Consider the following 13,107-nt stretch of genomic DNA (forward strand, 5'->3'; position numbering starts at 1 on the left):
CGCAGGAGCTGTCCGACCGGTCCAGACTCGAAAGCGGGTGTTCGGACCGATCGGAGGTGGTGAGATGCCGGCTGGGACGGCAATGATCGATCGTGCGGGCCTGGATCGGCTGGTCGAGGTGCTGCGTGCGCGTGGATATCGGGTGATAGGACCGCGCGTCCGCGACGGTGCAGTGGTGCTCGACGAACTCGAATCGGGATCCGAGCTGCCCGATGGATGGGGAGTGGAGACCGCCCCCGGGTACTACCGGCTCCGGCGTCGCGCCGACCACGCCGTGTTCGCGCATTCCGCCGGCCCGGGCTCCTGGAAACAGTTCCTGCATCCGCCTCGGCGCAAAATTTCCGCCATCGGCCCCGATCTCGAACCGGAACCGGCGGAGGCGGTACCCACCCGCTCCGCCTTTCTCGGTGTCCGCGGTTGTGATCTGGCGGCCATGGGCATACTGCGCCGGGTGCTGGGCGGTGGCGCGCACCCGGATGCGGGGTTCACCGCGCGCACCGGCGATCTGTTCGTGGTGGCCGCGAACTGCACGGAACCGGGTGGGGTGTGCTTCTGCGCATCCATGGGCACCGGGCCGGGGGTGACGGCCGGATATGACCTCGCACTGACCGAGCAGACCGAACCCGAGCACCGATTCGTGGTCGACGTGGGTTCTGAGGCCGGCGCGGAGGTGCTCGCCGAACTCGGGTCCGCGCGAGAAGCCGGGCAGGAGGAGGTCACGCGGGCCCGTGACGCGGTCTCGGCGGCGGCCGGGAAGATGGGCCGGACGATGCCGGATGTGGATCTACCGCGCCTGGTGCGCGACTCCCGGGAATCCCCGCACTGGCAGGATGTGGCGTCGCGCTGTCTCACCTGCGGAAACTGCACGATGGTCTGCCCCACCTGCTTCTGCACCACCACCGAGGACATCACCGACCTCACCGGCGACCACGCCGAGCGCTGGGAGCGGTGGGCATCCTGCTTCGAACTGGACTTCTCCTATGTGCACGGCGGAGATGTGCGGCAGAGCGGAGAGAGCCGCTATCGGCAATGGCTGAGCCATAAACTCGGCACCTGGCACGAGCAGTTCGGCAGCTCCGGCTGTGTGGGCTGCGGACGATGCATCGACTGGTGCCCGGCCGGTATCGACCTGACGGCGGAGGTGGCGAGCCTCGCCGCGGCCGCCGAGGAGACCGCGGATGCCGGTCCTTGACGATCTGTCGGCGTTTCCGAGTCTGGCGGCCCTCGACCGGGAGGAGCTGCGGACACTGGCGCGGGCGGGACATGAGGTCGCGTTTCCGCCCGGCCACCGGATGATCCAGGAGGGGCAGCCGGCGGACCGGTGCTGGCTGATCCGCGGGGGGCAGGTACGGCTCGACACGCGGGTGGGCGGGCACACCGAGATCGCTCTGCAAACACTGCACCGCGGTGACCTGCTCGGCTGGTCGTGGCTGGTGCCCCCGTATCGCTGGCACTTCGGTGCGCTGGCCACCGAAGCGGTGGAGGCGGTCGAATTCGACGCGATCGCGTTGAATCGGCTCTCTGCTGACGATCCGCGGTTCGGCCGGGCGCTGCTGCTCGCGTTGACGGAGGTGTTGGTCGTCCGGTTACAGGCCACGCGGGCTCGCTTGATCGACCTGTACCGTAACCCGGCCGAACAGCCCTGGCACCCCAGCTGTGGTGGATCGTGACCAGCGTGGTGCGGTCCGACCTGTCCGCCGCGAACGACGTGATGCTGCCGTATCGGGTCGTACGGCGCACATTACGGACCCGGGACACGGTCACATTGCTGCTCCGGCCGGTCCATCGCCGGGCCGGACCTTTCCGGGCCGGACAGTTCATGATGCTCTACAGCTTCGGGGTGGGGGAGATCGCGATCTCGCTCAGCGGTGACCCCTCCGCCGCGGACGGGCTGCTCGAGCACACGATCCGCACGGTCGGCGCGGTGAGCCGTGCGCTGAGCGACACCTCGCTCGGCGGGCTGATCGGGGTACGCGGGCCGTTCGGCACCGGATGGGATGTGGAAGCGGCCGCCGGCGGCGACATCGTGGTCGTCGGCGGCGGTCTCGGGCTGGCACCGCTGCGACCGCTCGTGCTCGCCGTGCTCGCCGCCCGCGCGGACTACCGGCGGGTCACGGTGATCACCGGGGCGCGCTCACCCGCGGAAGTGCTGTTCGGGCAGGAGCAGGATCGGTGGGCGCGCACCGGTTCTGTCGACGTGCTGCGTACCGTGGACCATCCTTGCCCGGGCTGGACGGGCCGGATCGGTTTCGTCACCGAGCCGCTGGCGCAGCTGGATATCGACCCGCCCCGGACCACAGGTTTTCTGTGCGGCCCGGAACCGATGATGCGCTTCTGCGCCCAGACGTTGCTCGGCAAGAAGGTGCCCGGCGACCGTATCCGGGTATCGCTGGAGCGGAATATGAAATGTGGTGTCGCCCGGTGCGGGCACTGTCAGCTCGGCCCCCTGCTACTGTGCCGGGACGGTCCGATCGTCGACTACGCGGTGGCCGAGCCGCTGCTGGCGGTGCGGGAACTATGAGCGCCCCACCAACTCTGGCGGTCTGGAAATTCACCTCCTGCGACGGATGCCAGCTCACCCTGCTCGACTGCGAGGACGAACTACTCGCGCTCGCGGGCCGGATCCGCATCGTGCATTTCACGGAGGCGTCGAGCGCGGTGGAACCGGGTCCCTACGATGTCTCCCTGGTCGAAGGCTCGGTGAGCACCCCCGAGGAATTGCGGCGGGTCGCCGAAATCCGTGAACAGTCGCGCATCCTGGTGGCCATCGGAGCATGTGCGACGCACGGCGGTATCCAGGCGCTGCGTAATTTCGCCGAGATCGAGGAATTCACCTCGGTCGTCTACGCGCGGCCCGAATACATCGCGACCCTGTCCACGTCCACTCCGATCTCCGAGCATGTCCCGGTCGATTTCGAGCTGCGCGGTTGTCCGATCGATCGCCGGCAGCTGCTCGATACGCTGTGCGCCTTCCTGGCCGGGCGGGAACCCGATATCCCGAACACCAGCGTCTGCACCGAATGCAAACGCCGCGGCACCACCTGCGTAACCGTCGCCGAGGGGATTCCGTGTCTGGGGCCGGTGACCCAGGCGGGGTGCGGGGCGCTGTGCCCGGCCTACCACCGGGGCTGTTTCGGCTGCTTCGGCCCGATGGCCCGGCCCAATATCCATGCGCTGCTACCGATTCTCCGGGTCAACGGGATGTCCGTCGACGAGGTCGACCGTGCCTTCCGGACCTACGCGTGTGGCGCACCCGAATTCGCGGAGCATCGTGGTGACGACCCGGCGTAGAACACTGATCGTCGATTCGCTGGCGCGGGTGGAAGGCGAAGGGGCGCTGCACATCGTCGTGCGCGACGGTGCCGTCGAGGCCGCCGAACTCCGGATCTACGAGCCGCCGCGGTTCTTCGAGGCACTGCTGCGCGGGCGGGCCTACACCGAGCCGCCCGATATCACCTCCCGCATCTGTGGAATCTGCCCGGTGGCCTACCAGGTGAGCGCCTGCAATGCCCTGGAACAGCTCTGCGAAGTGGAGTTGGATCCACCGTTGCGCGAGTTGCGCCGATTGCTCTACTGCGGAGAGTGGATCGCCAGCCATTGCCTGCACATCTTCCTGCTGCACATCCCCGATTTCCTGGGCTTTCCCGACGCGGTGGCACTGGCCCGGGCCGAGCGTGAGCTGGTCGAGCAGGGGCTGGCGATGAAGAAAGCGGGCAATATGCTGCTCGAGCTCATCGGCGGCCGCGCGATCCATCCCGTGAACGTGCGCCTGGGCGGCTTCTATTCGGCGCCCGAGCCACGGGAATTCGCCGCGGTGGCCGAGCAGTTGCGCCGCGGATTGGACAGTGCGGTGCGTATTACCCGGCGGGTGGCCGATTTCGATTTCCCCGAGGCCGAGCTGGACTGCGACTTCGTGTCGGCGACGGATGCGGCGCATTACGCGATCGAAACCGGTACGGTCCGGACGAGCGGCGGTCTGTGCTTCCCCGCCGACGATTTCGCCACCCATCTGGTCGAGCGTCAGGTGCGGCATTCCACGGCGCTGTACGCCACCTTCGACGGCCGCCGGTACCTCACCGGTCCGCTGGCCCGCTACGCACTGAACTCCGCTCGGCTGTCGCCGGTCGCCCGCCGGCTCGCGGCGGAGGTCGGGCTGGGCAGCGTCTGCCGGAATCCGTTCCGCAGCATTCTGGTCCGGCTGGTGGAGGTCGCCTACGCGATGGAGGAGGCGCTCGCACTCATCGCCGGCTACCGGCGCCCGCCTCGCCCCGCGGTTCCCGTGCGACCGCGCGCGGGGACCGGTTACGGCGTGAGCGAGGCGCCCCGGGGACTGCTGTACCACCGGTACGACATCGGTGCCGACGCCCTCGTGCGGTCCGCCACCATCGTGCCGCCGACGTCACAGAACCAGGCGGTGATGGAGGAGAACCTACGCCGGACGGTGGGGGCCCACCTCGACCTGCCGGATCCGGCACTGACCGAACTCTGTGAGCGGACGATCCGCAATTACGATCCGTGCATTTCCTGTTCGGCGCATTTCCTGACCCTCGATGTGACGGGCAGATGACCGCCGGGCGCGCCGTGGTCATCGGTATCGGAAACGGCTGTCGCCGTGACGACGGCGTCGGCCCGGAGGTCGCGTCGCGGATCGCCGTCCTGCGCATTCCGGGCGTGCGGGTGGCGATATCGGATGGAGAATGCACCGGCCTGCTCGATCTGTGGTCCGGATCGGACCTGGCGGTCGTGGTCGACGCGGTGGTCGGCACTTCGTCGCGGCCGGGGCGGGTCCGCCGGGTGGACGAGCAGTGCCTGCGCGGACCGACCGCTGTCACGAGTTCGCATTCGCTCGGCGTGGCCGAGGCCGTGCGGCTGGGCCGGGCACTCGGCCGCCTGCCGGACCGCCTGGTGATCTTCGCCGTCGACGTCGAACGACATGATTTCGGAATCGGCCTGTCCGCGCCGGTGGCGGCCGCGGTACCACGGCTGATCGCGGCGATATGCGCCGAACTCGAGCGGTTCGCGCGCGGCCGGCGTCGCGCGGCCCGGCCCTATCCGAGCTTCGGTGGTCCGTCGTAAGGGCGTTGCAGGGCGGCGAATTCGGGTGCGGTCGCGACAGTGACCAGTGCGTCCAGTAGCTGGGTGGCCCGGTTCGGGGCCGGTGGGGCGGTGAGCACCGGGCCGGCGAATCCGTGACCGTCGACAGTGATGATCGGACTGCCGCCCGGCCCACCGAGCGCAGTCTGGCTCGCGCGGTGCGCCGCGGCGACCTCGGCGTCGTATCCAGGATCGTCGAGGGCATCGACGAGGGCCCGGTCGAAGCCTGCTTCGGCGAGGGCGGCGGCGACGGCCGACTCGTCGTCGAGGTCCGGTCCGCGCGGATGCAACCGGGTGCCTGTGGAGAGGTAGAGCGGAGTGAACGCCCCGGGGCCGGCGGACCGCACGGCCGCGGCGAATACCCGCCCGATCCGTTGTGAACGGGTGAGCATCGCACGCTGACCCGCGTCATCCGGGGAACGACCCTCGTTGAGCACTGCCAGGCTGAGCTGTTCGAGGGTGACGGTGTGCCGGTCTCCGGCGCTGGTCAGCAGCCAGCGCGCGGTGACCCATGCGAAGGGGCACACCGGGTCCACGTAGAGAGCGATTTCGGCCATCGGTTCCTCGTTTCCGGTCGTTGTTCTCGACGGCAGAACCCCGGGGCGGGTGATCCGAAGCTCGGCCACGTTGCCGATATACCCCCGGGGGTATATTCTCGTACCAATATACCCCGGTGTCGGCGGGGTCGCAGCGGGAGTCGTCGAAGGCGAAGAGGCGGTAATGGCCGGTGCGACCATTGATAGCGCGACTCTCGCGGCGGCGACCGAGGTCTGCCGGTGTGTCGTCGATATACCCCTGGGGGTATGATGGACGAGTGGGACAGGAAGGTGGAACATGGTCGGCGACGAGACCGCGATCAACGATGTGCTGAACAGATTGCGACGGGCCCACGGGCAGCTGTCCGGGGTCATCACGATGATCGAACAGGGCCGCGACTGCAAGGATGTCGTGACTCAGCTGGCCGCTGTAGCCCGCGCACTCGATCGCGCCGGGTTCAAGATCGTGGCCACCGGCCTACGGGAATGTCTCACCGAGTCCGGGGAGAACTCGGACCCCATGACGGTCGACGAACTGGAGAAGTTGTTCCTCGCGCTGGCTTGACCGGCAATAGCATCCGAAAGGAGGCCGACATATGGAGATCGGTCCGTCCACTACTCTGCACACCGGCTTCGAGGAAGCCGTCCGGCGCACCCGCGCCGCCCTCGCCGAGCAAGGTTTCGGGGTGCTCACCGAGATCGATATGCGGGCCACGCTCGAGGCCAAACTGGGCGAGAAGATGGAGGATTACCTGATTCTCGGCGCATGCAATCCACCTCTGGCCCACCGAGCCGTCGGCGTCGACCGCCGGATCGGTCTGCTGCTGCCCTGCAATGTGGTGGTGCGCCGCGATCGCGACTCCGACACCGCGGTACTCGTCGAGGCGATGAATCCGGAGGTCATGGTCCAGGTGACCGAGGAGAAGGCACTGGAACCGGTAGCCGAGGAGGCCACCGCGAAACTGCGGGCGGCCCTCGAGTCGCTGAACAGCGCCGAGAACTGACCGGTCGCGGCGGAATCACCTCTCGGTGACCGTGTCGACGATACGGACTTCGCCGACGCCGGCGACCGTGCGGGCCATCGCGGCCACGACCCGCTGTTCGGATTCGTCGGCGAAGATTCCCTGGATCGTCACCACACCGTGGCCGACGTCGATATCCCATTGGCGATGGCTGCCGGCGTAGTCGTCGAGCAGGGCCCGCACCTTGGCCTCTATCGCGGCTTCGTCGCACACCAGTGCCCGCAGCAGGTCGCGGCGGGAGACCATACCCACGAGTATTCCGGCCTCGACCACCGGCAGTGACCGTACGTGGTGTTCCAGCGCGGATGCGGCCACGGCGGCCGCGTCCGTCGTCGGCCCGACCACTTCGACCGGTACGGTCATGGCGGTTTCCACGGCGGCGGTCCTCGTTTCGGCGCTCATGGCGTCGGATTCGGACAGTATGCCCACTACATGGTCCTCGTCGTCCACCACCGGCAGCGCGGCGAAACCGTGACCTGTCAGCAGGGCGACCGCCTCGGGGAGCGGTGTCTCCGGACGGACGGTGACCACCGGGCGGCTGAGAATATCGCGTGCGCGCATCGTGACGACCTCACTGCTTTCCGGGAGGAACAGGAACGGCGACCGCGGCGTCCGCGGGCGGGAGGCACCGCGAAACGCCTTCCTGTTCAGACTCGCTCCCGGCGCGCGCCACCACCAGTGCACGAATACCTCTATCGGGGGACCGAAGTCCCAGACCCTGAGCCCCCACGAGGCGTTGTGTGCCCGGTCGGTCCTCGGCGGCGGCGCCATCGCAACGCCTCGTCGACGGACCAGACCACGACGGGGAAGGGAAGTATCAGAGCGACCATCCACGGAGCGAGCCCGGTGGTACCGAAGATTTGCTGCAGCGGTGGCGCGTAGACGAGTGCGGCGGCGAAGACGATCTCGAACGCGCAGCCTGCCAGCAGCAGCCGATTGCTCGTGAGACCGACCGAGAACAGCGACGCCCATTCGGTGCGGGCGGCGAACGCGGTGCCCAGCTGGCAGGCGACGATTCCGGTGAAAGTGACAGTGGTGGCCTGGATATAGGCATGGTGCAGCGGCGTGTCCGGTCCGACGGGGTCACCGGGGCGCCAGCCGGCGGCGCACAGGACGATGAAGAAACCGGCGGTCACCAGTAGGGCCGAGACCACGCCGAGCAGCGCCCACGCCCGCACCAATAGCCACCCGGTGATCACACCCTCACGCCGCGGGCGCGGCGGGCGGTCCATCAGACCCGGTTCGGCCGGTTCCCGGCCCAGGGCGAGCGCCGGCAGGGTTTCGGTGCCGAGGTCGATCGCGAGGATCTGCAAGACTGTCAGTGGTAGCGGGATCAGACCGCCGGACAGCGCGAACAGCAAGAAGGGGAAGACCTCGGGGACGGCGTGCGCGAAGATGTACAGCACGAATTTCCGGACATTGTCGAATACCCGGCGCCCTTCCTCGATACCGGTGACGATGGTGGCGAAATTGTCGTCGGTGAGGATCAGGGTCGCCGCTTCGCGGGCGACATCCGTACCACCGCGCCCCATCGCGACACCGATATCCGCGCGCCGCAGGGCCGGAGCGTCGTTCACTCCGTCTCCTGTCATGGCCACCACTTCGCCGTTGTGGCGGAGCGCGTCCGCGATGCGCAGCTTCATTTCCGGGGTGGTCCGGGCGAAGACGATCTCCCCGGGTTCGGCGAGGACGGTATCCAACCGGTCGTCGGACATCGCGTCCACGGCGGTGCCGTCGATGACGCGGTCGGCCCCGAGCCCCACCCGCCGCGCGATCTCGGCGGCGGTCCGGCCGTTGTCGCCAGTGATGACGTGCACCGTGATACCGGCGGCGTGGACGGCTCGTACGGCGGCGGGGACCTCCGGTCGCGGAGGGTCGAGCAGACCGACCAGGCCTACCAGCGCCAGGTCGCGCTCGACGTGCCCGGGGTCGGTGGGTGTGCCGGGATCCCAGTGGCGCGTTGCCACCGCGAGCACCCGCAGCCCCCGACCGGCCAAATCGTCGATCTGCGCCCGGACCCGCTGCGGCGTCGTGTCCGCCGGCCACCGGGTGCAGCGGGGGAGTACCTCTTCGGGCGCGCCTTTGACATGCACACGGAGTGTTCCGTCGACGGAGTCCACCGTCGACATCATCTTCCGCTCCGGGTCGAACGCGTTCAGCACCGACCGCTCGGCGTCCCGTTGTGCCGGGGACAGGAGGTGGCCGCTGTCCGCCGCGTAGTGCAGGAGGGCGAGTTCCATCGGGTCACCGCCGGCGTGGTCGCCCAGCTCCGCGGTAGCGCATCTGGCCACGATCTCGGTGGTCTCCCGCGGTGCGCCGGTGATCTCGGCGACCCGCATCGAGTTCATGGTGAGGGTGCCGGTCTTGTCGGTGCAGACCACTGTGGTCGAGCCCAGGGTTTCGACCGCGGAGAGCCGTTTGACCACCGCACCGCGCCGTGCCATGGATCGGACGCCGGCCGCCAGCGCGAGCGTGATGGTGGGCAACAGGCCTTCCGGGACGTTGGCGACCAGCAGGCCGATGGCGAACAGGAAAGCGGATCCCAGCGACAGCCCGGCCAGCAGCCCGAGCGGCAGGAAGGCCGCGCCCGCGCCGACGGCGACCGCGGCGATCAGCCAGGCGACCCGGCGCACCTGATGCTCGAGCGGGCTCTCCTCGGGCCGGACGTGCTGGGAGAGGGCCGCGATTCGGCCGAGTTCGGTGTGCACACCGGTGCCGTGCACGAGCGCACGACCCGCTCCGCCCACACAGGCGGTGCCGGTGAAGACGAGTACGGGTGAATCCAGCGACCGGTCGGCATGATCGGGGGCACCGGCGCGACGGTCCAGGATCTCGGATTCGCCGGTGAGCGCAGACATATCGACCTCGACATGTCCGTCGATCATCCGTGCGTCGGCGGGGATGCGTTCGCCCTCTTCGAGGAGCAGGACATCCCCGCGTACCAGCTGTCCGGCAGGCACCCGGGTCCGGGTTCCGTCGCGCACCGCCCATACCTGTGCGGGCAGAAACCGGCCCAGCGCCCGGACCGCGTGTTCGGCCTGATTTTCCTGCCAGAAGGCGAGAACGGCGTTGAGCACGATGACCACCAGGATCACGATGCCGAGCGCGACCGCCCCGCTGCCGAGGGCGAGTGCCGCCGCCACCCACAGCAACAGGGCGAGCGGGTGACTGAACTGCCGGCCCAGTGCCACCCACCAGGGCTGTCCGCGACGCAGTGGGAGTTCGTTGGGGCCGTACAATTCGAGTCTGCGGCCGGCCTCGCGGGAAGTGAGTCCTCCGGGGCCTGTCCGCAGGTCCCGCATCAGGGCCGAGACGGGTTCCCGCGGGTCGACCACCGCCTCGGAGCGCACCTGCTCGGGCGGATGTGCGGATTCGGTTACGAAAGGCACGCCGATGTGCTCAGGTCGCGTGGGCGACGAGAACCGGGCAGTGGGCGCGCTGGACCACGATATTGCTCTTGGACCCCAGCAGTAGCCCGCGGAAGCCACCGCGTCCGCGACTTCCGACGACGATCAGCTGCGCGGACTCCGACCACTGGATCAGGTGCAGATCCGGACCCGCAAGGTAGATCCGGCGGGTCACCCGGACACCGGGATACTTCTCGCTCCAGCCGGCCAGCCATGTACGGAGGTGGGCATCGGCCGCCTCCGCGATCGGCGGATCCTCGATCAGTTCGGGCATCCCGGCGAACCAGTGAGCGCGCAGATCGTGCCAGGTGTGGAGGGCGATCAGGGCCGCGCCGCGCGCGTCCGCCTCGGCGAAGGCGGCCGCCGTGGCGGCTTCGCTGCAGCGGGAACCGTCCAGGCCGACGACGACAGGCCCGTGCCGGTGTTCGGGCCGGCCTGGGGCGGCACCACGTGCGACGACCACGTGGCCGTGACCGTGGGCGACCACGGACAGCAGGGTCGAACCGAGATGGGTGAGTGTCGATCCGTTACCGGACGCGCCGAGGACGGTGAGGTCGGCCGTGGCCGATCGCTCGATGAGGGTCCGGACCGCACCCACTTCGGACAGTTCGGTTTCCACCGGCAGCGACGGGTCGATGTGAAGCGCCTCTTCGCGTGCGATAGCGAGGATTTCGGCGCCCCGGCGGCGGATGGTGTCGACCACGGGCGGTCGCATGGCGTCGTGCACTTTGTGGAGGGTCCGGGCCGCGGCCGGGTTGTAGCCGTGCACGATCCGCAATGTCCGCCGCCGCTGCGCGGCTGTCTCGCTCGCCCACCGCACCGCCAGATCGGATGCCGCGGAACCGTCGGCGCCGACCACGATCTCCCCGGGCCGCGCGGACGAGGCATTCTCCAGCGGTTCCGGTTCCGGCTGTGCTGCACCCGCCCGGTTCATCGCCCGTCTCCGGGCGCACGGCCCGGGGCGGTGATCGTGATCCGGTCGTGGTCCTGCTGTAGCTCCGGTGGGGCCGTCACCCCCGCGGCCAGGAGGATGCGCTGGGCCTGCTGGGCGGCGGCGCGCATCCGGGCGTCGTCGGCCTCGTCCGACTCGACCGGAGAGCCTTCGAGCCCCCGGGCGAGTACACCGACGGCCTCACCCAGCGCGCGGATCGATGCGCTCAGGTCCGCGGCGGGCCTGTGGACCTGCTTCCGGCGCCCGGACCCGTCGGCGGACGCGGGCGCCGCGCGGGACAGCAACCGGCACAGCGGTTCGGGCAGCACTCCGAAGACCCTGCCGAGCTGCCCCGGCGAAAACCTGCCGGCGAGTACCCCGGTCACCGCGCCGGCGGTGTAACCGACTTCGCCGCGCTCGATTCCGGCCTCGCGGGCGAACCGGGTCGCGAAACCCTCCGCGTCGTGCCGAAGCGGTACCCGGCTCGGCACCCAGCCGCTGTAGTAGGTGCCGCGCAGCAGCTCCGGTAACTGTGCGGCCAGATGTGCCGATCCGGCGACCCCGAGTTGATCGCGCACGGAGTGCAACCAGGCCCGCAGGACACGATAGGCGCGGGGTTCGTCGGTTCCGAGGGAGGTAGCTACGGCGCGTATCCACTCGTGCGCTGTGTCCGCGGCCGCTGCCACGGGATCATGGAGATGAGACATCGGAGGTCCTCGCTTACGGTCGGGCGGGCTACCGCGGCGTCTCCTCGATCCGCTCTCTCCGGGTTGCGGAAATTCGTCGCGGACGCTGTATTGGCCAGTCTCGCGCTCGGGAACAGCTCCTGACAGAGCAGAAAGTCACCGGTGGCCGGTGCGTCGGATCGCGAGCCGCGGTCGGCCCGGATTCCGGGCGAGCGCCGGAGTCCGCCGCTTCCGCGCACACCGACGACGCTGCCACGCGCCGGCGAGACGGTCGCCGAGCGCTAGCGGATGCCCGCGTCGCCGGTGGCGAAGGCGTCGGGGTGGACGGTCAGGAAATCGGTCACCGGTCTGCGGGGGGTCGGCTCCTGGTCCGCCCGGTGGGGCGCGAGCCCCACTCGCAACACCACCTGCGCTGTGCGGTGCCCACCGATCAGGGTCGATGCGATGCGCCGGGTGGTGGGGAGTTCGGTGATATGGGTGAGCGTGCAGGTGGCCAGCCCGGCCGCGGTGCATTCGAGCAGGATCTCCGACAGCGCCTCGCCGGTCCGCAGCCACTCGAGATCGGACTCGTCGGCGGTGGCGAGCACCCAGAGTTGTGCTCGGTCCTCCTCTTCGCCGCCGTGTACGGCGCGCGCCGGGGTCGGGAACTTGCGCCCCAGCGGTACTCGGGCCGCTTCCACCTCCGAGACCAAGGCCGTGGCGGGCACACCTTCGGGAAGGTTCTCGTGACCGGCCCACCACTGGAGTTCACTGTGGTAGGGCATGTCGTAGTGCCGGAGCGCGGCCGAGTGTTCCGAGGCACGGCTCAACCGGGCGGCCGCCTCCGCGTCGAGGACGTCCAGCTCCACCTCGTACTCGCGGGCCAGGAGCCGGGCCGCTTCGGCCCGGCCGGACAGGTCGCCGGGATCCCTCAGCGGGCGGCGGTCGGTGCGGCGACGCTGAATGACCTCGGGAAGGGTGCGCGGCGGGGTCGGTGCGTCCGGCCACGGCGCGAAGGTGAGGACGGCCAGTAGGCCGGGGTCGTCGGGATCGGGCAGGCGCTCGACTCCGGTCCGCCACCCGGCTGCCGCGAAGGCGGCGCGGGCGTGGTGCAGCATGGCGCCGCAGCTGATCACGAGTTGGCGGCCACTGGGATCGGCCGATGTGAGCAGCCGTTCGTCGTCGCGGCGGAGGCGCAGCCGGCCATCGTGGTACACCCACCGCCAGGGCTGCGTATTGTGCACCGACGGCGCGCGTTGCGCTACCCGCATGGCCGCGAACAGGGTGGCGCGGTCGGGTGCGTGAGTGGCGCCGGGGACGTCGTTGTCGGTCATATCGCCAGTGTGGAGGCGTACCCCGGTATCGGGCAGGGCCGGTCGACGGTACGCGGGACACAGAAACCGGGGTCTGCGGGCCCTTCGGTTTCACGACATTGGACCCTGTCGGGGGTGG

At 69.5% G+C, this 13,107-nt stretch carries 14 protein-coding genes; 8 read left to right on the forward strand and 6 right to left on the reverse strand.

Annotated elements, in window-relative coordinates; all coding sequences use genetic code 11:
* Window positions 1–82: 82 nt before the first annotated feature.
* Genes ABZV91_RS07595 through ABZV91_RS07620 form a run of 6 tightly spaced genes read left to right on the forward strand, consistent with a single transcriptional unit; the run spans window position 83 to window position 5,076 of the window.
* Window positions 83–1,192, forward strand: coding sequence for a 4Fe-4S dicluster domain-containing protein (locus tag ABZV91_RS07595; RefSeq protein WP_355236968.1), 1,110 nt, complete (start codon window positions 83–85; stop codon window positions 1,190–1,192).
* Entirely contained in the window at window positions 1,179–1,670 is a 492-nt protein-coding gene (locus ABZV91_RS07600; protein WP_355236971.1) for a cyclic nucleotide-binding domain-containing protein, read from the forward strand. The genes ABZV91_RS07595 and ABZV91_RS07600 overlap by 14 nt, the downstream gene beginning before the upstream one ends.
* A 41-nt stretch (window positions 1,671–1,711) precedes the next feature.
* Window positions 1,712–2,521 carry an FAD/NAD(P)-binding protein gene (locus ABZV91_RS07605; protein ID WP_355237260.1) on the forward strand — a complete coding sequence of 270 codons (810 nt, stop codon included), beginning with the start codon at window positions 1,712–1,714 and terminating at the stop codon, window positions 2,519–2,521.
* Complete coding sequence (locus ABZV91_RS07610; protein ID WP_355236974.1) at window positions 2,518–3,291, forward strand: oxidoreductase; 774 nt, start codon at window positions 2,518–2,520, stop codon at window positions 3,289–3,291. Before ABZV91_RS07605 ends, ABZV91_RS07610 begins: the two co-directional genes overlap by 4 nt.
* Complete coding sequence (locus tag ABZV91_RS07615) at window positions 3,275–4,567, forward strand: nickel-dependent hydrogenase large subunit (protein WP_355236976.1); 1,293 nt, start codon at window positions 3,275–3,277, stop codon at window positions 4,565–4,567. The genes ABZV91_RS07610 and ABZV91_RS07615 overlap by 17 nt, the downstream gene beginning before the upstream one ends.
* Window positions 4,564–5,076, forward strand: a complete 513-nt coding sequence (locus ABZV91_RS07620) for a hydrogenase maturation protease (RefSeq protein WP_355236979.1) — start codon at window positions 4,564–4,566, stop codon at window positions 5,074–5,076. The genes ABZV91_RS07615 and ABZV91_RS07620 overlap by 4 nt, the downstream gene beginning before the upstream one ends.
* Here ABZV91_RS07620 and ABZV91_RS07625 read toward each other — a convergent pair.
* Entirely contained in the window at window positions 5,049–5,651 is a 603-nt protein-coding gene (locus ABZV91_RS07625) for a disulfide bond formation protein DsbA (protein ID WP_355236982.1), read from the reverse strand. The genes ABZV91_RS07620 and ABZV91_RS07625 overlap by 28 nt on opposite strands.
* Before the next feature lie 277 nt (window positions 5,652–5,928).
* Here ABZV91_RS07625 and ABZV91_RS07630 point away from each other — a divergent pair, with 277 nt between their 5' ends.
* Window positions 5,929–6,195, forward strand: coding sequence for a metal-sensitive transcriptional regulator (locus tag ABZV91_RS07630; protein ID WP_355236985.1), 267 nt, complete (start codon window positions 5,929–5,931; stop codon window positions 6,193–6,195).
* 31 nt (window positions 6,196–6,226) lie between these two features.
* The gene (locus tag ABZV91_RS07635; RefSeq protein WP_355236988.1) at window positions 6,227–6,634 is read left to right on the forward strand and encodes a DUF302 domain-containing protein; all 408 of its coding nucleotides are present in this window, start codon (window positions 6,227–6,229) and stop codon (window positions 6,632–6,634) included.
* A gap of 15 nt (window positions 6,635–6,649) precedes the next feature.
* Here the strand turns inward: ABZV91_RS07635 and ABZV91_RS07640 are convergent, their stop codons facing one another.
* The 5 genes from ABZV91_RS07640 to ABZV91_RS07660 all read right to left on the reverse strand — a co-directional run bounded on the left by ABZV91_RS07640 (window position 6,650) and on the right by ABZV91_RS07660 (window position 12,989).
* Entirely contained in the window at window positions 6,650–7,213 is a 564-nt protein-coding gene (locus tag ABZV91_RS07640; RefSeq protein WP_355236991.1) for a CBS domain-containing protein, read from the reverse strand.
* Window positions 7,214–7,344: 131 nt separating this feature from the next.
* On the reverse strand, window positions 7,345–10,041 hold the full coding sequence (locus ABZV91_RS07645) for a cation-transporting P-type ATPase (protein ID WP_355236994.1): 2,697 nt from the start codon (window positions 10,039–10,041) through the stop codon (window positions 7,345–7,347).
* 10 nt (window positions 10,042–10,051) lie between these two features.
* Window positions 10,052–10,993 (reverse strand): universal stress protein, encoded by a 942-nt coding sequence (locus tag ABZV91_RS07650; protein WP_355236997.1) that lies wholly within the window; start codon window positions 10,991–10,993, stop codon window positions 10,052–10,054.
* On the reverse strand, window positions 10,990–11,697 hold the full coding sequence (locus ABZV91_RS07655) for a DUF2267 domain-containing protein (protein ID WP_355237000.1): 708 nt from the start codon (window positions 11,695–11,697) through the stop codon (window positions 10,990–10,992). Before ABZV91_RS07655 ends, ABZV91_RS07650 begins: the two co-directional genes overlap by 4 nt.
* A 260-nt stretch (window positions 11,698–11,957) precedes the next feature.
* Complete coding sequence (locus ABZV91_RS07660) at window positions 11,958–12,989, reverse strand: hypothetical protein (protein ID WP_355237003.1); 1,032 nt, start codon at window positions 12,987–12,989, stop codon at window positions 11,958–11,960.
* Window positions 12,990–13,107 lie beyond the last annotated feature (118 nt).

Source organism: Nocardia sp. NPDC004568 (assembly GCF_040609955.1).
Classification (GTDB): Bacteria; Actinomycetota; Actinomycetes; order Mycobacteriales; family Mycobacteriaceae; genus Nocardia.